Origin of the sequence: Pseudomonas promysalinigenes (assembly GCF_014269025.2) — a bacterium.
In the GTDB taxonomy this organism is placed as follows: domain Bacteria; phylum Pseudomonadota; class Gammaproteobacteria; order Pseudomonadales; family Pseudomonadaceae; genus Aquipseudomonas; species Aquipseudomonas promysalinigenes.
This window is the reverse complement of the sequence record NZ_CP077094.1, coordinates 625,083-643,884: the sequence shown is the minus strand read 5'-3', so window position 1 is coordinate 643,884 and position 18,802 is coordinate 625,083. Positions and strand designations below refer to the sequence as shown.

19 protein-coding genes are annotated in these 18,802 nt (G+C 63.4%); 6 read left to right on the top strand and 13 right to left on the bottom strand.

Features of this window, described 5'->3' with window-relative positions; translation table 11 throughout:
- Nucleotides 1-124 precede the first annotated feature (124 nt).
- On the top strand, nt 125-823 hold the full coding sequence (locus HU725_RS03060) for a FadR/GntR family transcriptional regulator (protein WP_186478820.1): 699 nt from the start codon (nt 125-127) through the stop codon (nt 821-823).
- Nucleotides 824-836: 13 nt separating this feature from the next.
- On the opposite strand, the gene HU725_RS03055 is transcribed toward HU725_RS03060, so the two are convergent.
- From HU725_RS03055 to HU725_RS03025, 7 genes are all read right to left on the bottom strand, one after another.
- Nucleotides 837-1,598 (bottom strand): ABC transporter ATP-binding protein, encoded by a 762-nt coding sequence (locus tag HU725_RS03055; RefSeq protein WP_060479444.1) that lies wholly within the window; start codon nt 1,596-1,598, stop codon nt 837-839.
- Entirely contained in the window at nt 1,595-2,656 is a 1,062-nt protein-coding gene (locus tag HU725_RS03050; RefSeq protein ID WP_186478819.1) for a FecCD family ABC transporter permease, read from the bottom strand. Before HU725_RS03050 ends, HU725_RS03055 begins: the two co-directional genes overlap by 4 nt.
- Entirely contained in the window at nt 2,653-3,768 is a 1,116-nt protein-coding gene (locus HU725_RS03045; protein WP_186478818.1) for an ABC transporter substrate-binding protein, read from the bottom strand. The genes HU725_RS03050 and HU725_RS03045 overlap by 4 nt, the downstream gene beginning before the upstream one ends.
- 114 nt (nt 3,769-3,882) lie before the next feature.
- Nucleotides 3,883-4,893 carry a zinc-dependent alcohol dehydrogenase family protein gene (locus tag HU725_RS03040; protein ID WP_186478817.1) on the bottom strand — a complete coding sequence of 337 codons (1,011 nt, stop codon included), beginning with the start codon at nt 4,891-4,893 and terminating at the stop codon, nt 3,883-3,885.
- Nucleotides 4,894-5,033: 140 nt separating this feature from the next.
- Nucleotides 5,034-5,624 carry an HAD family hydrolase gene (locus tag HU725_RS03035; RefSeq protein ID WP_060479448.1) on the bottom strand — a complete coding sequence of 197 codons (591 nt, stop codon included), beginning with the start codon at nt 5,622-5,624 and terminating at the stop codon, nt 5,034-5,036.
- Nucleotides 5,621-6,490, bottom strand: a complete 870-nt coding sequence (tesB, locus tag HU725_RS03030; protein ID WP_060479449.1) for an acyl-CoA thioesterase II — start codon at nt 6,488-6,490, stop codon at nt 5,621-5,623. Before tesB ends, HU725_RS03035 begins: the two co-directional genes overlap by 4 nt.
- A 128-nt stretch (nt 6,491-6,618) precedes the next feature.
- Nucleotides 6,619-7,191 carry a GNAT family N-acetyltransferase gene (locus HU725_RS03025; protein ID WP_186478816.1) on the bottom strand — a complete coding sequence of 191 codons (573 nt, stop codon included), beginning with the start codon at nt 7,189-7,191 and terminating at the stop codon, nt 6,619-6,621.
- A 167-nt stretch (nt 7,192-7,358) separates the two neighbouring features.
- Here HU725_RS03025 and pmrG point away from each other — a divergent pair, with 167 nt between their 5' ends.
- From pmrG to HU725_RS03010, 3 genes are all read left to right on the top strand, one after another.
- On the top strand, nt 7,359-8,045 hold the full coding sequence (gene pmrG / locus HU725_RS03020) for a lipopolysaccharide core heptose(II)-phosphate phosphatase PmrG (protein WP_186478815.1): 687 nt from the start codon (nt 7,359-7,361) through the stop codon (nt 8,043-8,045).
- A gap of 38 nt (nt 8,046-8,083) precedes the next feature.
- Entirely contained in the window at nt 8,084-8,998 is a 915-nt protein-coding gene (locus HU725_RS03015; RefSeq protein WP_060479453.1) for a histone deacetylase family protein, read from the top strand.
- A 149-nt stretch (nt 8,999-9,147) separates the two neighbouring features.
- Entirely contained in the window at nt 9,148-10,389 is a 1,242-nt protein-coding gene (locus HU725_RS03010) for a TIGR03862 family flavoprotein (protein WP_186478814.1), read from the top strand.
- A 102-nt stretch (nt 10,390-10,491) separates the two neighbouring features.
- Here the strand turns inward: HU725_RS03010 and rhlE1 are convergent, their stop codons facing one another.
- The 5 genes from rhlE1 to HU725_RS02985 form a co-directional block, all read right to left on the bottom strand.
- On the bottom strand, nt 10,492-11,823 hold the full coding sequence (gene rhlE1, locus HU725_RS03005) for an RNA helicase RhlE1 (protein ID WP_186478813.1): 1,332 nt from the start codon (nt 11,821-11,823) through the stop codon (nt 10,492-10,494).
- Between the two features lie 57 nt (nt 11,824-11,880).
- Complete coding sequence (gene yedA / locus HU725_RS03000) at nt 11,881-12,795, bottom strand: drug/metabolite exporter YedA (RefSeq protein WP_060479456.1); 915 nt, start codon at nt 12,793-12,795, stop codon at nt 11,881-11,883.
- A 109-nt stretch (nt 12,796-12,904) separates the two neighbouring features.
- Entirely contained in the window at nt 12,905-13,510 is a 606-nt protein-coding gene (locus tag HU725_RS02995) for a 3'-5' exonuclease (RefSeq protein WP_186478812.1), read from the bottom strand.
- Between the two features lie 9 nt (nt 13,511-13,519).
- Nucleotides 13,520-13,999, bottom strand: a complete 480-nt coding sequence (locus tag HU725_RS02990; protein ID WP_027917740.1) for a LabA-like NYN domain-containing protein — start codon at nt 13,997-13,999, stop codon at nt 13,520-13,522.
- Nucleotides 14,000-14,065: 66 nt separating this feature from the next.
- Nucleotides 14,066-14,830, bottom strand: a complete 765-nt coding sequence (locus HU725_RS02985) for a DUF2076 domain-containing protein (RefSeq protein ID WP_186478811.1) — start codon at nt 14,828-14,830, stop codon at nt 14,066-14,068.
- Between the two features lie 156 nt (nt 14,831-14,986).
- Between HU725_RS02985 and HU725_RS02980 the strand changes: the two genes are divergently transcribed.
- Together HU725_RS02980 and HU725_RS02975 are read left to right on the top strand one after the other, a co-directional pair.
- Complete coding sequence (locus tag HU725_RS02980; protein ID WP_186478810.1) at nt 14,987-15,643, top strand: YciC family protein; 657 nt, start codon at nt 14,987-14,989, stop codon at nt 15,641-15,643.
- A gap of 95 nt (nt 15,644-15,738) precedes the next feature.
- Nucleotides 15,739-16,233 carry a hypothetical protein gene (locus tag HU725_RS02975; protein WP_186478809.1) on the top strand — a complete coding sequence of 165 codons (495 nt, stop codon included), beginning with the start codon at nt 15,739-15,741 and terminating at the stop codon, nt 16,231-16,233.
- Between the two features lie 11 nt (nt 16,234-16,244).
- Here the strand turns inward: HU725_RS02975 and hrpB are convergent, their stop codons facing one another.
- A complete protein-coding gene (gene hrpB / locus HU725_RS02970) occupies nt 16,245-18,773 on the bottom strand; it encodes an ATP-dependent helicase HrpB (RefSeq protein WP_186478808.1) in 2,529 nt (842 codons plus the stop codon).
- Nucleotides 18,774-18,802: the final 29 nt, after the last annotated feature.

Sequence of the window (18,802 nt, the reverse complement as noted above, 5' to 3'; positions counted from 1 at the left end):
GGTAAATTGAGTCGATCTTGTCTATAAAGGCTTGTAACAGACCTACACGCAGATGAAAAAATCCTGCAAAAAAAATTTTGCCAGGTTAACTTGTCATACAAGCTCACCTACCCCGGAAATTGCCATGGACCACGCCTGCGCAAAACGTAGCCACAGTCGCACCCACGACCTGGTATCGAGCCTGACCCAGCAGATTCTGTTGGGCACCTTCAAACCAGGGGACAGGTTGCCCTCGGAGAACACCCTGGTGCGTGAGCACGGTGTCAGCCGCACTGTGGTACGCGAAGCGCTATCGAAACTGCAGGCCTCAGGCCTGGTAGAGCCGCGCCATGGCATCGGAACCTTCGTGATGGAGCGCCAGGGCCCTGCAGGTTTGCGGGTGGGCGCGGAGAATGCGGCGAGCGTGCGTGACCTGCTGGAGCTGCGCATCGGCCTGGAAGGCCAGGCAGCTGCGCTGGCTGCGGTGCGCCGCAGTGACGAACAGCTGGCACGCATGCGCAAGGCGCTGGATGACTACCAGGATCTAGCGGCGGCCGGGGACAGTTGCATCGAGGCAGATCGGCGCTTTCACCTGTTGATCGCCGAAGCCACCGGCAATCTGTATTTCAGCGAGATGATGGCGCAGTTGGGCAACGGCCTGATCCCGCGTAACCGTGTGGCCCTGGCCGAACGCGCCGGGGCCAACCTGGCGCGGCATGCGTACCTGGCCAACCTTGAGCACGAGGCCATTCTCAATGCCATCCGCCGGCAAGACCCGGATGCCGCACGGGCAGCGATCTGCCTGCACCTGTCCAACAGTCGGGACCGACTACTGCCAGATTGAGTGCTGCAGTGCATCAAGCCAGGGCCCGGTCCACCAGCACCTGCAAGCGCCCCTGCGAACAACGCTCGACCCGCGCCTGAACGCCATACACCTCGGCCAGTAGCGCAGGTTGCAGCACCTGCTGGGGTGCCCCGCAGGCCACTACCCTACCCTCGCGCAATACCACCAGCCAGTCGGCATGGCTGGCAGCAAGGTTGATGTCATGCAACACCGCCACGGCCAACGAGCCATGCGCAACCACCCGCTCGCGCACCGCCCCCATCACCCGCAATTGGTAATGTAGATCCAGCGCACTGGTCGGCTCGTCCAGTAGCAGCACCTGGGGGTTACGCGCCAACAACTGGGCCAGCGCCACCAGTTGCCGCTGGCCACCTGACAGGCTATCGAGGGAACGCTCGGCCAGCGCCTCGATCCCCAGGTGACGCAGCGCCGCGTAGGCGCTACCTAGCAAGTCGTCTTCACCCGCCACACGCAGCGCCGCGACAATGCTTTCCAACACCCCCAGGGCAATCCCTGGTGGCAATTGCTGGGGCATATAGGCCAAGCGGCGCGCACGCTCGGCAAAGCTCAGCCGGTTCACGTCCTGGCCATCCAGATGCAGGCTGCCAGTCATGCGCTCAAGCCCGGCAAGCGCACGCAGCAAGGTCGACTTGCCCGCACCGTTCGGCCCGACCAGCGCCACCAGGCTACCGGCCGGCAGTGCCGGCAGGCTCACCCCGTGCAGGATCTGCCGCGCACCATAGGCGACCGCCACGTCCTCGATCAGCAAGCTCACAGTTTTCGCCCCCGACGGAACACCAGCAGCACGAACACCGGCACCCCGACCAGTGCCGTCACGATGCCTACCGGCACGATCACACCAGGCAGGATCAACTTGCTGGCAAGCGACGACAGCGACAGCATCAGCGCCCCTACCAGCGCACTGGCCGGCAGCAGAAACCGCTGATCCTCACCCACCAGCAGGCGCGCTATGTGTGGCCCGACCAGGCCGACAAAACCAATGGTGCCGACGAACGCCACCGCCGTGGCCGACAGCAGGCTGATACGCAGCAGCGAAGCAAAACGCAGGCGCCGGGTATCCACACCAAAGCTGCGCGCGCGGTCCTCGCCCATGCGCAGCAATGTCATGGCCGGGGCTGCACGCAGCGAGAACGGCAGTAGCACCGCCAGCACCAAGGCCAGAATGCCCAGTTTCTGCCAGTCGGCCCGGGCTACGCTGCCCAAGGTCCAGAACACCAGTTGCTGCAACACGTCCTCGGTGGCCAGCAACTGCAGCAGCGAAACCAGCGCATTGCAGCTGAATACCAGCGCGATACCGAACAGCACCAGGCTCTCTACACCGGCACCGCGCAAACGTGACATGGCCTGCAGCAGCAACACCGACAGGCAGGCGAAGGCGAAAGCCATCAGCGTCACCTGCGCGCTCGGCGCCAGCCAGGTGATAGCCAGTGGATAGGCAATCGCCAACGATGCTCCAAGCGCTGCCGCCGACGACACGCCAAGGGTGAAGGGGCTGGCCAGCGGGTTATCGAGGATCGCTTGCATTTCGGCGCCTGCCAGGGCCAAGGCTGCGCCCACCAGCACGGCCATCAGCGAGTACGGCAGGCGCACGTTCCAGATGATCACCCGTTCGGTTGCGCTCAGCGTGGCCGGGTCGAGCATGCCATGCAGCAGTTGCCCAAGGCCCATGCCCGACGCACCGCTGGCCAGGTCGCACAGCACCGACAGCAGCAACAGCAGTGCCAACGCCAACACCAGCAAGGCCCGCCGCCACAGCAGACGACGGTAGTGCCAGGCGGCGCGCGCCGCACCGTCATGAGCCAACGCGGTCACTTGGCGTTGACCCAGTACTGGCCGTCCAGGCCTACTTTGAGCATTTGATTGATTTCGCCCATGGTGGCCTGCGGGTCGATGTCTTTGAAGTGCTCAGGGTGCACCCACTTGGCCATGGCTTCGATCGCAAGGATGTTGAAGGGCGAGTTGTAAAAGTCATGCCAAAGGCCGTGAGCCTGCCCCGCCTGGATGGGACGAAGCGGCGCGAACTCGGGCCGGGCAGTGATCTTCGCCAGGCTCTGGCGAGCGGTTTCAAGCGAGACACCTGCCCCAAGCAGCACGCCCGGTGCGCGGTTGCCGGTGGCGATGTAGACATCAGGGTCGGCCTGCAGCACATATTCGACGCTGACATCCCCAAGGGCCCCCGGCACTACATCGGCACCGATGTTATGCCCGCCGACCGCTTCGATCACGCTACCCAAGCCGCTTTTGCCAGTGGTATGACCCGGCGCCTGCCAAACACCTGGCAGCAACTCCAGGAACACCTTCGGCCGCTGGTCAGCCGCCAGCGTGGCCACGCGCTCGTTGATGCGCGCGAGGTGGCGCTCATACAGGCTCAGGTAAGCCTGCGCTTGCTGCTCACGCCCCAACAATGTGCCTAGCGCTTGCATGCTGACCCGCGTGTTGCGGATCGGGTGCACGCGGAAGTCGATAAACAGCACCGGGATGCCAGCCTTCTCCAGCAAGTCGGCCACCGGGCTGTGCTGGGTCGGGCCTTCGCCGGCGATGCTGAAGATCGCAAGGTCCGGCTTGAGCGCAAGAATCTGCTCGGCGCTGACGCTCTGCTCCGAGGCCTGCCCGATCAAGGGCAGTTTGGCGAGCTGGGGGTATTGCTTGGCGTAAACCTCATAGGTATGCGGGTCGAGCAGGCGCATATCGTTCTGCCAGCCCACCACCCGCTGGAACGGGTTGTCGCGGTCGAGCAGCGCCAAGGCGAAGAACAGCCGCCCTTCACCCAGCACGATGCGCTGCGGGCTGTGGTCGACTTCAACCTTGCGCCCAAGCACATCGGTGACCTCCAGCGCGTGGGCGGTGCGGGCGACACCCGCTAGGGCAGCCAGCAACAACAGCGCCAGCAGCAGGCGCTGGGGTGATAGGCAAAGGCGGTACATCGGGGGAATCCTCTTGTGGAGAATCAGTCGCATCTGGTCCGGCGCATTCTAGCCAGCCGCCTTCCCCTGCCGATGTACGCAAATGTAGTGGCTTGTCCAAGCCTCGTTACAGTTCTACCACGTCAGGCAAATCTTGCCGAAATGCCGGTTGCTCTCTTGGTAGCGAAACGCTTCGACGATCTGTTCCAGCTCGAAGTGCTTGTCCACCACTGGCCGCAAACCATTGGCATCGATCGCCCGGATCATCGCCTGCTGCTGCGCGCGGCTGCCCACCAGCACACCTTGCAGGCGGATCTGCCGCACCAGCGCTTGTACCAGCGGCAGTTGCCCGGCCACGCCGGTAAGGATGCCGATCAGCGACACATGCCCGCCAATGCGCGCGGCGATCATCGACTGCTCGAGCGTTGCCGGGCCGCCTACTTCGATGACGTGATCGACCCCGCGATTGCCGGTGAGCTCACGGACTTTTTCGCCCCATTCTGGGGTACGTTGGTAGTTGATCAGGTGGTCGGCGCCGAGGGCTTTGAGGCGTTCGAGCTTGGCGTCGCTGGATGATGTAGCGATGACTGTGGCACCTGCCAGCTTGGCAAACTGCAGGGCGAAGATCGAAACGCCCCCCGTGCCCTGCACCAGCACCGTATCGCCAGGTTTGAGGTGGTCATCGCCCATGAGCGCACGCCAGGCGGTAAGGCCGGCGGTGGTCAATGTTGCCGCCTCGGCATGGCTGAACCCCCGAGGCGCCAAGGTGAAAGAGGTTGCCGCAGCGGTGACCTGCTGCCGGGCATAGCCATCGATGCCGTCGCCGGGCACACGAGCAAAACCTTCGACATTGGCTTGGCCGTCGAGCCAGTCGGGGAAGAATGTGCTGACGACGCTGTCGCCAACTTTGAACTCGCTTACACCCGCGCCAACCGCTACCACCTCGCCGGCCCCGTCGGCCATGGGGATACGCCGCTCGCTCGGGCCCCACATGCCGCTCACCACAGCGAAATCGTGGTAGTTGAGGGAACTGGCCTGCAGCCGCACGGTGATTTCACCGGTATTGGGCGCCGGGGCTTCGCAGGTGCCGACTTCGACCTTGTCGTAGCCGCCGCCGGGTTGCACAAAAATGGCTTTACTGGTCATGACCAAGGCTCCATTGCCAATAAGGATTGGCGTTCAGCATAGCCAGTGCAGACTTACCTGTGCTGGCCTCTTCGCAGGTAAACCCGGCCCCACAGGGCCAGCTCGAATCCGCGAAGAGCCCTGCACGAACAACAGACAGTTCAGCCCAGCATCATCCGCAGTGCCCGGCAATCGGCCGCGTGCCAATCCACCAGTTCAGGCCATGGGTTGTCCGGCAGGTTCACCAGCACCGTGCGCGCACCCGCAGCCCGCCCGCAGTCCAAATCGAAGCGGTAGTCGCCGACCATCACCATTTCCTGGGGCGCCACGCCCCAGCCCTTGGCAATTTTCAGCAGCCCATCGGGGCTCGGCTTGGGCTGTGCCTCATCGCGCCCGAGAATGTGCTCGACATCGAAGCAGTCAGCCAGGCCAATGGCCTGCAGCGTCACATGGGCCAGCTCCCGCGCATTGCGGGTCAGGATACCCAGCCGGCAGCCACGTTCGGCCAGCTCGCGTACCAGCTCCACCGCCCCGGTAGCCGCTGTCGAATCGACCGCCAACTGCCGTTCGTGCTCCAGCAGCCACGCATGCTTTTGCGCCGCCTGCGCCGCTGGCAGCGCGGCCAGGTGGGTGAGGATGTCGTCCTCGGCCGGAATGTCCAGGGCTACACGGATCGCCGCGAAGTCGTGCACCGCTACGGTGAGGGTGCCGTCCATGTCGAACACCCAGTTGCGAATCTCGCTCAGGCTCATGCCCAGTCCTTCCGGTGACGGATCAAGCCTTCCTGGGTGGACGACGCCACCAACTGGCCTGCGCGGTTGAAGATGCTACCGCGGCAGAAGCCACGGGCATTGCCGGCCCACGGGCTGTCTGTGGCATACAGCAGCCACTCGTCGGCACGCAGGTTGCGGTGGAACCACAGCGAGTGGTCGAGGCTGGCGATCTGCATGTCGCGCTGCCACACCGACTTGCCGTGGGGCAGCAGCGAGGTGGTCAACAGACCGAAGTCGGAGGCATAGGCCAGCAGGTATTTATGCAGCGCGGGCACGTCAGGAAGGCTGCCGTCGGCGCGGAACCAGGCGTACTTGACCGGGTCGCCGGGTTTTGGGTTGAACGGGTCACGCTCGCTCACCGGGCGGATCTCGATCGGTTTGGCGCACAGCACCTTGTCGCGGATGCGCTCGGGCAGCTTGTCGGCATGGGCGCTGGCCAGCTCCACTTCGGTCGCGAGGTTTTCCGGGCCCACCACATCGGGCATCTGCACCTGATGCTCGAAGCCTTCTTCGTCATACTGGAACGACGCACTGCAGGTGAAAATTGGCTGGCCCTTCTGGATCGCCGTCACCCGCCGGGTGCTGAAACTGCCGCCATCGCGCACGCGGTCGACCGAGTACACCACAGGCAGGCTTGCATCGCCTGGGCGCAGGAAGTAACCGTGCAGCGAGTGCACATGGCGTGCATCCTCGACCGTCTGGCTGGCAGCCGACAGTGACTGGCCCAATACCTGGCCGCCGTACAGTTGGCGGAAGCCCAGGTCCTGGCTGCGGCCACGGAACAGGTTTTCCTCGATCGGCTCGAGGCTCAACAGGTCGACCAAGTCGTCCAACACGTGACTCATCGGGGGTTCTCCTTGTAGGAACGAGCCTTGCTCGCGATGCTCGGTTTCACAGGCGCTGAACGTTTTCGGCGAGCACCTTACAGTCGGCAAATGATACAGGCTTTGCTATAGATACCGCGCATGGCCAGTCATTCCGTTCGCAGCGTCTGCTCCCAATGCGCACGGTCGATGCGGTACAGCACATGGGGGCGCAAAGGGTGGCCAATGGGCAACCGCGGGTGTTCGAAGCTGCCGTTGACATCTTCGATCATACCGATGGCCTGCATGACTTTCTGCGACGGCAAATTGCTCTTGCTGGTGAACGACACCACCTCTTCCACGCGCAACTGGGCGAAAGCGCAGCGCAGGCAGGTCCACGCAGCCTCGCTGGCGAACCCCAGCCCCCAGTGGCGCCGCGCCAGACGCCAGCCGATCTCCACCGCCGGGGCGAAAGGCGCATCGAAATTGACATTCAACAGCCCCGTCATGCCGATAAACGCGCCGCTGTCCTTGCGCTCCAAGGCCCACAGGCCAAAGCCGTATTCGTTGAAGTGCCCGCGAACCCTGCCGATCAACGCAGCAGCTTCCAGGCGCGTCATTGGCGCGGGGAAATAGCGCATCACCTGGGGGTCGGCACACATCGCGGCGAACTCGCGCAGGTCATCATCGTGCCATTGGCGCAACACCAGCCGTGCGCTTTCCAGTTGAAGGATTGGGGTCATGGGGCGAACTCCGGTTTTGCGGTGGGGCATCTTACAGCGTAGGCGCGGCCAGGGGTTTCACCCAGCAGGCAGCCACCGGAACGCATTTTTCACACCCCCTTCACCGTAGCCCCACAGCTGGCTGCGCAAAATGCCCAGCAACTACCGCCGCGCCATTGGAGTGACGCATGCATCCGAGCAGTACCTTGGGCTACCCCGCCATCAACGCACCTCGCAAGTGGCGCATGTCGCGCCAGGCCCTGGGTGCTGTTGTCGGTATATGCGTGATGCTCGCGGCGGTCACTACCTGGCTAGCGACGAGGACCCCTATCGTGGACCTTGGAAACGAACAACAGCTTAGCGACAGCGGCCTGCTGCAGGACTGGGCCGACGGCGCGGTAATCGTGATGATCCGCCACGCCGAGCGCTGCGACAGCGCCCCCGGCCCTTGCTTGAGCGACCCCACTGGTATCACCGTGGCTGGCAGCGAGGCCGCCGCGCGGGTGGGCGAGGGTTTGGGCAAGCTGGGCCTGGCCGGCGCCGATATGCTGGCCAGCCCCAAGCTGCGCACTCAGCAAACGGCGCACTTCATTCTTGGCCAGGCCGTAACGAGCCAAGCCTGGTTGGAGCACTGCGACAATCAGTTCGCCAGTGAGTCCCTGGCGCACAAACGTGCGGGGCATAACCTGGTGCTGGTGACCCACAACGGCTGCATCGACCACTTTGCTCGTCAGCAAGGCGTTGCCGGGGGTGAACGCGAGAGCAACTACGCCAGTGCGCTGTTCGTTTCGGTGGACGCCAAGGGTAAAGCACGCGTTCTTGGCCGTTTGAACGAACCCGATTGGCAACGGGTATTGGCGAGTACGGGGCGATAACTGGCAAGATCAGCGCTGGCCCCGATTGCGAACTCCCCATGCCGTTGCCGCTGATCTACCACGAAGACTACAGCCCGGAATTCCCCGCCGAGCATCGCTTCCCCATGGACAAGTTCCGCCTGCTGCACGATCACCTGGTCGAAAGCGGGTTGACTACCGACCAAGCCCTGCTGCGCCCGGATATCTGCCCCAACGATATCCTTGCCCTGGCCCACGACCGCGGTTACATCGAGCGCTACATGAGCGGTGAGCTGTCGCGCGAAGACCAACGCCGCCTCGGCCTGCCCTGGAGCGAGGCACTGGCCCGGCGCACGGTGCGGGCGGTTGGCGGCTCGCTACTGACCGCCGAGATGGCGCTGCAGCACGGCATCGCCTGCCATCTGGCCGGTGGCACCCACCATGCGCACTACGACTACCCGGCGGGCTTCTGCATCTTCAATGACCTGGCGGTGATCAGCCGCTACCTGCTCGAGGCCGGCCGTGTACATCGGGTGCTGATCTTCGACTGCGATGTGCACCAAGGCGATGGCACTGCCCGCATCCTCCATGACACGCCTGAGGCCATTACCGTGTCACTGCACTGCGAGCAGAACTTTCCAGCACGCAAGGCCCACAGCGACTGGGACATTCCCTTGCCTAGGGGCATGGGCGACAACGCTTACTTGAACGTGGTGGAAGATGCGCTGAACTACCTGCTGCCGCTGTATCAGCCCGACCTGGTGCTGTATGACGCGGGTGTGGACGTACACAAGGACGATGCGCTGGGTTACCTGCAACTGACCGACGCCGGCTTGGCCGCGCGGGACGAAAAGGTAATGCGCCACTGCCTGGGGCGCGATATTCCGGTGGTCGGCGTGATCGGTGGAGGCTACAGCAAGGACCGCGAAGCCCTGGCCAAGCGTCACGGCATTCTTCACCACAGCGCGGCGCGGGTGATGGGTTGTTCACAATGACTGTGGAACCGCTTGTGGATAACCTGCGGGAAAGGCGCTGCAGCCCTTTAATGGCCTGGCCTGCAGAGCACTGATTATTTTTTGACCAGTGCTCAAGCGCCCCGTGCTGCGCTAAACTACGCGGCCTTTTCCACAAGCTGCTGCCCACCATGCCCGAATTGTCCCCTGCATCCCCTCCCCTGGCCGTTGTCATCGGTGGCGGCCCCGCTGGCCTGATGGCTGCAGAAGCCATGGCCCAGGCAGGCCTGGCAGTAGAGGTGTTCGATGCCATGCCTTCGGTGGGCCGCAAGTTTCTGCTGGCGGGTGTGGGAGGTATGAACATCACCCACTCGGAAGCTTATCCACAGTTCGTTTCGCGCTATGGCGAGCGTGAAGGCCAAATCGACGGGCTGCTGCGCGACTTCGATGCCGATGCCCTGTGCCGCTGGATTCACGGTCTGGGTGTCGACACCTTCGTCGGTACTTCGGGTCGAGTGTTCCCCACCGACATGAAGGCTGCCCCGCTGCTGCGCGCCTGGCTCAAGCGCCTGCGCGATCAGGGCGTGGTTATCCACACCCGCCACCGTTGGCTGGGCTGGAATTCAGACGGGAGCCTGCGGATCGCTTATCCACAGGGGGAATTGCTGGTCGAAGCTAGCGCAGTTGTATTAGCCCTGGGTGGCGCCAGCTGGGCCAGGCTTGGTTCGGACGGCGCCTGGCAGCCGGTGTTGGCCGAGCGTGCTGTGGATATCTCGCCCTTGCGGCCCAGCAACTGTGGTTTCGAAGTGGCAGGCTGGAGCGACGTGCTTGTGGATAAATTCGCAGGCGCGCCGCTCAAGAACGTCGCGTTGAGCGTGCCTGGCATGCCGCCGCGCAAAGGCGAGTTCATTCTCACTGCGCAAGGCGTTGAAGGCAGCCTGGTATACGCCTGGTCGGCGCTGTTGCGCCAGGCGATCGAACAACAAGGCCAGGCTCGTCTGTTGCTTGACCTGCTACCGGACAAGCCTGTGGAAAAAATCGTCCAGGCGCTGGCCAAGCCTCGTGGGTCAAGGTCGATGGCCAAGCACCTGCACAGCCAGTTGGGAATCGACGGGGTAAAGGCCGGGCTGTTGCGCGAGCTGACTGACCAGGCGACCTTCGCGCAGCCCCAGGCACTGGCACAAGCGATCAAGGCCTTGCCAATCACCCTGGTACGCACACGACCGCTGGACGAAGCCATCAGCAGTGCCGGTGGGGTGTGTTTCGAGGGGCTGGACGAAGGGTTGATGGTGCGCGCACTGCCGGGTGTGTTCTGTGCCGGCGAGATGCTGGACTGGGAGGCACCGACCGGGGGGTATCTGCTGACGGCGTGTTTCGCCAGTGGGCTAAGGGCCGGACGCGCTGCTGCAAGCTGGCTGAAAGCCCAAAGTTGAACGGTTGACCTGCGGGAGAGGATTAGCCGCGAACACGGGCGCAGCCCGTGTCATCCACTGCGGCGAATTTTTTGCGGATAAACCCGCTCCCAATGGGCCTGCTTAGGGTTTGCGCTTGCGTGGCCCGCTGTTGAAACTCGGTACCTTGCGCACTGCCTTCACCGAAGGCTCCGCCGGCCCCGACTCGGTACTGTCCATCCAACGTCCCAACCCCCGTTTAGCGCTGTTCTCTTTCGGCTTCTTGGGTTTTTTCGGTTTCTTGATCACCTGGCCACTGGCATCGGTCATCGGTACCCGGTGCTCGGGGATAAAGTCAGGCTCCTCATGGCGCGGCAGGGTCTGCCGGGTCAGCACTTCGATGGCCGACAGCATCTGCACTTCATCGGCGCATACCAGGGAAATCGCCTCGCCCTTGTTACCGGCTCGGCCGGTACGGCCGATACGATGCACATAGTCCTCGGCCACGATGGGCAGGTCGAGGTTGACCACCAACGGCAGGTCGTCGATATCCAGGCCACGGGCGGCGACGTCGGTCGCCACCAGCACCTGCACCTCCCGCGCTTTGAAGCTGTCCAGCGCGCGCTGCCGGGTGGCTTGCGGGCGGTCGCCGTGGATACCGTCGGCATTCACGCCTTCGGCCAACAAGCGCTCGACCAGTTGATCGACACCGTTACGGGTTTTGGCGAACACCAGTACTTGCTTCCAGCGCTGCTTGCGCAGCAGGTGCATGAACAAATCCGCCTTGCGCTTTTTGTCCACCGGCACCAGCCACTGCTTGACCGTGGTTGCCGCAGCGTTGCGCGGGCTGACTTCGATGCTCAGCGGGTCGTTCAAAGCCAGGCCCGCGAGCACACGGATCTGCTCGGAGAAAGTGGCAGAGAACAACAGCGTCTGACGCTTGCGCGGCAAGGCGGCGTAGACCGATTGCAGCTCCTCGGCAAAGCCGAGGTCGAGCATGCGGTCGGCTTCGTCGAGCACCAGCGTTTGCACCTGGTTGAACTTCACCGCGTTCTGACGGAACAGGTCGAGCAAACGGCCGGGGGTGGCCACCAGCAGGTCGACGCCACGGCGCAGGCGCATCATCTGCGGGTTGATGCTGACCCCGCCATACACCGCATAGGTGCTCAGCGGCAGGTTTTCCGCATATTCGCGCACGTTGTTGTGCACCTGCTCGGCCAGCTCGCGGGTCGGCACCAGCACCAGGGCGCGGATCGAATTGCTGGCGACCTTCTCACCTTCCAGGGCCAGGCGCTGCAGCACAGGCAACGCGAAGCCGGCTGTTTTGCCGGTGCCGGTCTGGGCTGCGGCCATCAGGTCACGACCAGCCAGCACGGCAGGGATGGCCTTGGCCTGGACCGGGGTGGGCGTGGTGTAGTCGAGCTGCTGCAAGGTACGCAGCAAGGGTTCGATCAGGCCGAGTTTGGCGAAATTCATGGCAATACCGTCAGAGGGGGTTCAGCGAAGGCGGCAAGTTTACCGCATCCCCTCGGGCTACTTGCAGATTTCGCCTTTCAACGGCGGCTGCGGTGCCTTGCGCCATTGCGGCAGGCCAATCAGCACCACAGCGCCAATGATCACCGCCATGGCCAGGCATTCCTCGGTGCCGATCTGTTCACCGGCAAACACGATGCCCAACAATACGGCTACTGCAGGGTTGACGTAGGCATAGCTGGTGGCAGCTGCTGGGCGCACGTTCTTGAGCAGGTACATGTAGGCACTGAAGGCAAGAATCGAACCGAACAGCACCAGGTAGGCCAGCGCAGCCCAACCGGCCGCAGTGGGCATGTGCGTCATGCGCTCACCGGACAGCACGCTGCCGATCAACAACACCGCGCCACCCACCAACATCTCGGCGGCACTGGCCATGGGGCCCTGAGGTAAGGGCAGGCTTTTGCTCCACACCGAACCGAACGCCCAAGACGCTGCTGCGAACAGCACAAGCGCCGCACCCACCGGGCTGGCTTGCAGGTTCGAGCCCAGGTTGAGCAGAGCGATGCCCAGCAGCCCGAGCATGATCCCGGCCCATTCCAACCGCGAGTTGCGATGGCCGAACAGCAAGCCGAAAAGCAAAGTGAACAGCGGCACCGTAGCCACCGCCAACGCCGCTACGCCCGAGGCCACACCGGCATGCTCGGCCACGGTCACCCCGCCGTTGCCACAGCTGAGCAGCAGAAACCCGATGGCACCTGCCGCTCGCCATTGCGGCCAAGTCGGCGCCGGCACCCCGCGCCAACGCAAAAAGCCATACAGCAGGCTGCCCGCGATCAAAAAGCGCACGCCCGCCATCAGCATCGGTGGCCATGACTCGACACCAATGCGGATGAACAAATAGGTGGAACCCCAGACCAGGTAAAGGGCCAGAAAGGCCCCAACGAGCAATAGTGGAAAGCGACGGGAGGCAGGCATGGCAGACAACTCAGAAATCCGTTTTCGGGCGACCGAGTTTAGGGCTGCGTGCAATGGAAGATAAGTTACAAATCAGTGCGAAATTAGCGGCACACTTTCGTACCGCCAGTCACACAAGCTTGGCCAACGCTTCACGCATTTTCGCTGCGGGTGTCTTCTGCAACCGGCAAAGCAGCTGGTGGGAAAGCTGCTGGACCCCATGGGCCTGGCGCAGCACACCTGCCAGATGTTGCAGCAGGTTGGCCGCCATCTCGGCATCGGCCATGGCCCGGTGCGCAGTACCGGTGTTCGGCAGCCCAGCCCAACGGGTCAGGGTACCCAGCTTGTGGTTGGGCGCCGCCGGCAGCAGGCGCCGCGAGAGCAGCAGGGAACAGGCGAAGGGCTGCTGACGGCTGCGGCCAATGCGGCCCAGTTCGTAGTCCCAGAACTTCTGGTCGAAAGCGGCGTTGTGGGCCAACAGCGGCGTTTCCCCGACGAATTCAGCAACCTCGTTCATCACCTGGTCCACAGGTGGCGCACTGCGCAGCATGCTAGTGGTGATGCCGGTCAGCCCGGCGACGAAGGCCGGCACCGGTACGCCAGCGTTCATCAGGCTCTGATAACGCTCGACGATCCGCCCGCGTTCGAACATCACCACCGCCACTTCAGTGGCACGGCAGCCGGCACCGGGGGAGATGCCCGTTGTTTCAAAGTCGATGACCGCAATACGTTCCATAAAAAAACCTTAGTGCTTGAGCAACAGCGCGCCCTCGATAGGCACATAGCGGGTGGCAGCGCGAATCAGCGACAACGCCGTGAGGCCAGGCACGCCATACACCACTGCCTCGGTACCATGGCGCTGGATGACCCGTTCCAGCAACAGGTCGAAATCACCATCCCCCGAGGCCAAAACCACTTGGTCGACCCGGCTGGCCGCATCGATCACATCCAGGGTGATGCCCACGTCCCAATCGCCTTTGGCAGAGCCATCACTGCGCTGGATGAACGGTTTCAGGCGTACGTCGAACCCCAGGTTGCGCAGGATCTGCTGAAATTGCTGCTGCTTGCTATCACCCCGGTCGATGGCATAAGCCACGGCCTCGACGATCTCGCCTTCACGGCTGACGTCCTTCCACAGCGCGGTGTAGTTGAAGTGGCAGCCATGGGCCTGGCGCACGGTGTAGTAGAGGTTCTGCACATCGGCGAACAGCGCGATCTTTTTCACCACATACCCTCGACATGAAAAGGGGCGCAGAGCGCCCCTCGAATTGCCGCCAGTATGCCAGAGCGATCAGACGAAGGTATCGTCGTCCGAGAAGAAGCCACCGTCATCGTTGCCGTAGTCACTATCGGCCCAACCGCCTTGGTCGTTGTTCCAGTCACTGTTGTCGGCGACCTGCTGTTGCCCGCCCTGGTCGTTCCAGCCGCCGCTGTCGCTGGCCGGGGTCGGCTCTTCTTTGATCACCTCGACCACTTCCTCAGGCTGCGAGTGGTGGTTGAACAGGCTGCTGATGCCTTGTGCCAGCAACACGCCACCGGCAACCCCAGCAGCGGTCTGCATCGCACCACCCAGGAAGCTACTGGCACCGCTGCGGGCAGGCGCCGCGCCGAAGCTTGAAGGTTGCGCCTGAGCCTGTGGTTGCGGTTGCTGTTGCGCCGCAGAGAAGCCTGGCGCACTTGGCTCGCGCCAACCGCCGCCGGAGGCGACCGGCGTGCTAGGGCGCTGCGGCTGATTCGGCTCTGGCGTGCGCGCGCCAGCACCGAAGATGCTGGAAAGGAAACCGCCGCCATTGCCGCTACTCGCCCGCGTGGCCTCAAGCTGTGCCCGGGCCTGCTTGAGCTCGGCTTCCAGTTGTTTGTTCTGCTCGTCCAGGCGCTTGAGCGCCGCCTCCTGAACCAGAATCGCCTGGGCCATGTAGTAAGGCGCCGCCGGTTGCTGGCGCACATGCTCCTCGATCCGCGCCTGCGCCTGGGCATCACGCGGCTGGCTGGGGTCTTCGGCTTGCTTGATGCGGCCGAACAAGCCGTCGATCAGAGTTTGTTCATCAGTGTTCATTGGGCTACCTCGTGGGGTGAGCAGGACATCGGACATGCCAAAGATGGGGCGCACGGGCCGCAGATTCAATCATCGTGCGGGTGAAACTTTTTTCAGCCAACGACCGCTCTAGGCTAAAGTTAGGCCCCAGCTTTTACTGCCGTGCGATGTTGACTGATGAATCCGCTGAGCGTTCTACGCGACTCCCTGTACTTCTTCCGCCGTCACCTGGCCAGCATCATCCCGCTGTGCCTGCCGCTGGTGGTGCTCGAGGCCTTGACCACCGAACTGCTGTATCGCCAGTTGGGTGATCAGGCCTCTGCCGCCTACGGCATGCTGATCAGCCTGTTGTTCTACCCGCTCTACAGCGCGGCGCTGATCCTTTACCTGGATACCCGCAGCAACGGCCAGCCAATCCCCAAACGCGACCTGTTCGCCCGCGCCGTGCAACTGTGGCCGCAGCTGGCGTTGTTGGTATTGATCAGTTCGCTGCTGATCATGGCCGGCCTGGCACTGCTGGTGTTCCCCGGCGTGTGGATCATGATCAACCTGGTGTTCGCCGAATACCTGCTGGTACTGCGGGGCCTACCGGTGGTGCAATCGATGCGCGAAAGCGCACGCATGACCACTGGGCACTTCATGCGCATCATGATTTGCGTACTGGGGGTGCTGGCACCGATCTGGCTGATCGACGGGCTACTGATGATGGCCTTCCCCGAGCCTGCGCCAGGTGTGCAACTGGCCTTGGATAGCCTTAGCGGCTTCCTGCAGCTGTTCAGTACCGTAGTGCTGTACCGCCTGTTCATGTTGCTCGAAGGTCAAGCAAGCGCCTGAGCGGTGCATGGACCACGGCCTAGAGGAAGCCATTCTGCCTCCCAGGCACCGCGTACAAGCCATAGGGTTGGGTCTTCATCACACGGAGACCCGCTATGGACTCGCAAATCCAAGACGCTTACGCCAGGTCATTCACCGGCCGCTTGCATGCCATCGCCACCGGCGGCTACGTGCCGTTGCGCTTGAGCAGAACTCACGATAAATGGAATTGGGGAATCGCCCCCCAATACGACTGGCTGATGGCCGGCGGCACTGAGAAATCCATCGCGATGGATTTTGCCTTCAACTCGCAGACAGACGATCGCCTGCACTACCACATAAGCCTGGCAAGCAAGACTCAACCACCCAAGAAGCTGGGCCTGAGCCATAACAGCTACTTAGGCTTCTACCAGCGAACCAACGTTACTGATTATTGGAAGATCGAGCCACTTCAGCTGACCGAACACGGTTTGGTCTGCTACCTGCGCGATCATCAAGGCTACCGTGTGGGTGCCATCAAGGACACGCCGCATCGCAGCGGCCAGACCATGTATCTACTCAATACCAAAGAAGGTGAAACCATCACTTTCCTGCTTCAGCAGCGCACGTAAAAATATTCGGCTCAGCTACCGCGCGGCTTGGCCCGCGCGGTAGCTTCGGCCACCAGCGGGTCGTCGGGCCAATAATGTTTCGGGTAACGCCCCTTCAAGTCCTTCTTCACCTCTGCATAGGTGGTACGCCAAAAGCTGGCCAGGTCCTGGGTCACTTGCACTGGCCGCCGCGCTGGGGATAACAGGTGCAGTTTTACCTGCTGACGGCCCTGGGCAATGCGTGGGGTATCGGCCAGGCCAAACAGCTCTTGCAGGCGCACGGCCAAGATCGGCGGGTGTTCACTGTAGTCCAGGCGGATGTTCGAACCGGACGGCACGGTCAGATGGGCCGGTGCCCATTCGTCCAGGCGCTGGGGCAACGGCCAGGGCAGCAGATTGCGCAAGATCGAGGGCAGGTCCAGGGCAGCGAAGTGGCTCAGGCGCGACACTTTGCCGAGGTAGGGCTGCAGCCACTGGTCCAGACTCGCCAGCAAGGCTTCGTCACTCAGATCAGGCCATTGGCTCCGGCCTTCGCTGTTGAGGTCCAGCTGCCGCAACAGCGCGACCCGTGCTTGCCACTGGCGCAGCTCCGGGGTCCAGGTCAGCAGGTTCAGGCCTTTGCGTCGCACCAGGCCAATCAGCGCTCGGGCGCGGGCGTCGTCGTCCAGGCCCGGCAAGGGTTCACGGCTCAGTACCAGTTCACCGACCTTAGTCTGGCGTTCGGCACGCAGTACCTGTTCACGCTCGTCCCAGTCAAGGATATCGACGCGCTCGACTTGTTCTGCCAGCACATCATCGAACAGCGCCGGGTCGAATTCGGCCGCCAGATAGATACGTTCTTCGCGTTGGCCCTGGCGGCTACCAAGGTCAGCGATGACCAGCCACGGGCATTTCATCAGCGCGTCCACTTCCGCGAACAGGGCGGCACGGCCGTTGGCCAGGCGGTATTCGGCGCTGCCCTGGCGGCGCTGCTGCGCCACGCGGTCAGGATAGGCCAGCGCCAGCAAGCCACCGAGCCAGCGTGGGTGCTCAGGGTCGGCGACCGTGGCCGTGGGCTTGCCGCGCAACAGGTTGCGATACTGGCGCGCAAGCTGCCGGGCGCGCTGCACACCGCCCAGGGCGCCACGGCTGGTCTTGCCTTCACCACTGACCAATGCCAAGCGGCTGTGCAGATCGGCACCACCGCCACGCTGTATATCTCGTTCACCGAGCAAGGCCGCAACCTCGCAAGCCATGCTCGCCAGGCCCAAGTCCTGGCCACGCAGCAGCAGGTGGGCAATGCGCGGGTGTGCCGGCAGTTCGGCCATTGCCTGGCCATGTTCGCTCAAGTGGCCATGGCTACCCGGTTTGAATGCACCCAGGCGCGCCAGCAAGTCTTGGGCTTGGGAGAACGCCGCCGCTGGCGGTTGGTCGAGCCAGCGCAGTTGGTCTGGGGTGACGCCCCAACGCGCCAGTTGCAGAGCCAGGCCAGCTAGGTCGGCCTGGAGAATCTCGGCGCTGGCGTGGGCAGCCAATTGATCATGCTGGGCCTCGGACCACAGGCGGTAGCACACGCCAGGTTCCAGGCGCCCGGCACGGCCGGCACGCTGGGTGGCGCTGGCTCGGGAGATGCGCTGGGTGTCCAGGCGGGTCATGCCGCTACCCGGGTCGAAACGCGGCACGCGCGCAAGGCCGGCATCGATGACCACCCGCACCCCGTCGATGGTCAGGCTGGTTTCGGCGATGTTGGTGGCCAGCACCACCTTGCGCAGGCCGTTGCCTGGCGAATCGATGGCCGCGCGCTGCTCGCTGAGCTCCAGCTCCCCGTGCAAAGGGCACAGCAGAATGTCGGGTCGCTGGCCCAGGGCCTCCTGCAAGCTCTGGTGCACACGGCGGATTTCGGCCTGGCCGGGCAAAAACACCAGCACACTGCCAGGCTGTTCAGCCAAGGCCAGCAGCACGTTATCCACAACCCGTGGTTCGATGAATTCGCCCGGCTGGAACGGCCGCCCCCAGCGGATATCCACTGGGTGCATGCGCCCTTGGCTACTGACCACAGGGGCATCGTCGAGCAGACGCGACAGGCGCTCGCCCTCCAGAGTCGCCGACATTAGAAGGATTTTAAGCGGGGGATCATCACGTAGCAGTTCCCGGCCGTTGAGGCTCAGCGCCAGCGCAAGGTCTGCATCCAGGCTGCGCTCGTGAAACTCGTCGAATATCAGCAGACCAACCCCTTCGAGTGCCGGGTCAGCCTGCAACCGCCGAGTCAGGATGCCCTCGGTGACCACCTCAATGCGCGTCTTTGGCCCCACCTTGCTGTCCAGGCGAATGCGATAGCCCACCGTCTCGCCGACCTTTTCCCCCAGTTCGCTGGCCAGGCGTTCGGCCGCAGCCCGCGCGGCCAAACGGCGTGGTTCGAGCATGAGGATGGTCTGCCCCGCTAGCCACGGCGCATCGAGCAGCGCCAGTGGCACCCGAGTGGTCTTGCCGGCCCCCGGAGGCGCTTCGAGCACGGCTTCGTCGCGGTTTTCCAAGGTTTCGCGCAGGGCGGGCAACACGGCATCGATCGGTAATGAAATCATGGTGGTCCTCGAACAGTGTGGCGAGTATA

Coding starts and splice junctions, on each gene's coding strand:
- HU725_RS03060 (WP_186478820.1), top strand. CDS start 125: ATGGACCACGCCTGCGCAAAACGTAGCCACAGTCGCACCCACGACCTG.
- HU725_RS03045 (WP_186478818.1), bottom strand. CDS start 3,768: ATGTACCGCCTTTGCCTATCACCCCAGCGCCTGCTGCTGGCGCTGTTG.
- HU725_RS03040 (WP_186478817.1), bottom strand. CDS start 4,893: ATGACCAGTAAAGCCATTTTTGTGCAACCCGGCGGCGGCTACGACAAG.
- HU725_RS03035 (WP_060479448.1), bottom strand. CDS start 5,624: ATGAGCCTGAGCGAGATTCGCAACTGGGTGTTCGACATGGACGGCACC.
- tesB (WP_060479449.1), bottom strand. CDS start 6,490: ATGAGTCACGTGTTGGACGACTTGGTCGACCTGTTGAGCCTCGAGCCG.
- HU725_RS03025 (WP_186478816.1), bottom strand. CDS start 7,191: ATGACCCCAATCCTTCAACTGGAAAGCGCACGGCTGGTGTTGCGCCAA.
- pmrG (WP_186478815.1), top strand. CDS start 7,359: ATGCATCCGAGCAGTACCTTGGGCTACCCCGCCATCAACGCACCTCGC.
- HU725_RS03015 (WP_060479453.1), top strand. CDS start 8,084: ATGCCGTTGCCGCTGATCTACCACGAAGACTACAGCCCGGAATTCCCC.
- HU725_RS03010 (WP_186478814.1), top strand. CDS start 9,148: ATGCCCGAATTGTCCCCTGCATCCCCTCCCCTGGCCGTTGTCATCGGT.
- rhlE1 (WP_186478813.1), bottom strand. CDS start 11,823: ATGAATTTCGCCAAACTCGGCCTGATCGAACCCTTGCTGCGTACCTTG.
- yedA (WP_060479456.1), bottom strand. CDS start 12,795: ATGCCTGCCTCCCGTCGCTTTCCACTATTGCTCGTTGGGGCCTTTCTG.
- HU725_RS02995 (WP_186478812.1), bottom strand. CDS start 13,510: ATGGAACGTATTGCGGTCATCGACTTTGAAACAACGGGCATCTCCCCC.
- HU725_RS02985 (WP_186478811.1), bottom strand. CDS start 14,830: ATGAACACTGATGAACAAACTCTGATCGACGGCTTGTTCGGCCGCATC.
- HU725_RS02980 (WP_186478810.1), top strand. CDS start 14,987: ATGAATCCGCTGAGCGTTCTACGCGACTCCCTGTACTTCTTCCGCCGT.
- HU725_RS02975 (WP_186478809.1), top strand. CDS start 15,739: ATGGACTCGCAAATCCAAGACGCTTACGCCAGGTCATTCACCGGCCGC.
- hrpB (WP_186478808.1), bottom strand. CDS start 18,773: ATGATTTCATTACCGATCGATGCCGTGTTGCCCGCCCTGCGCGAAACC.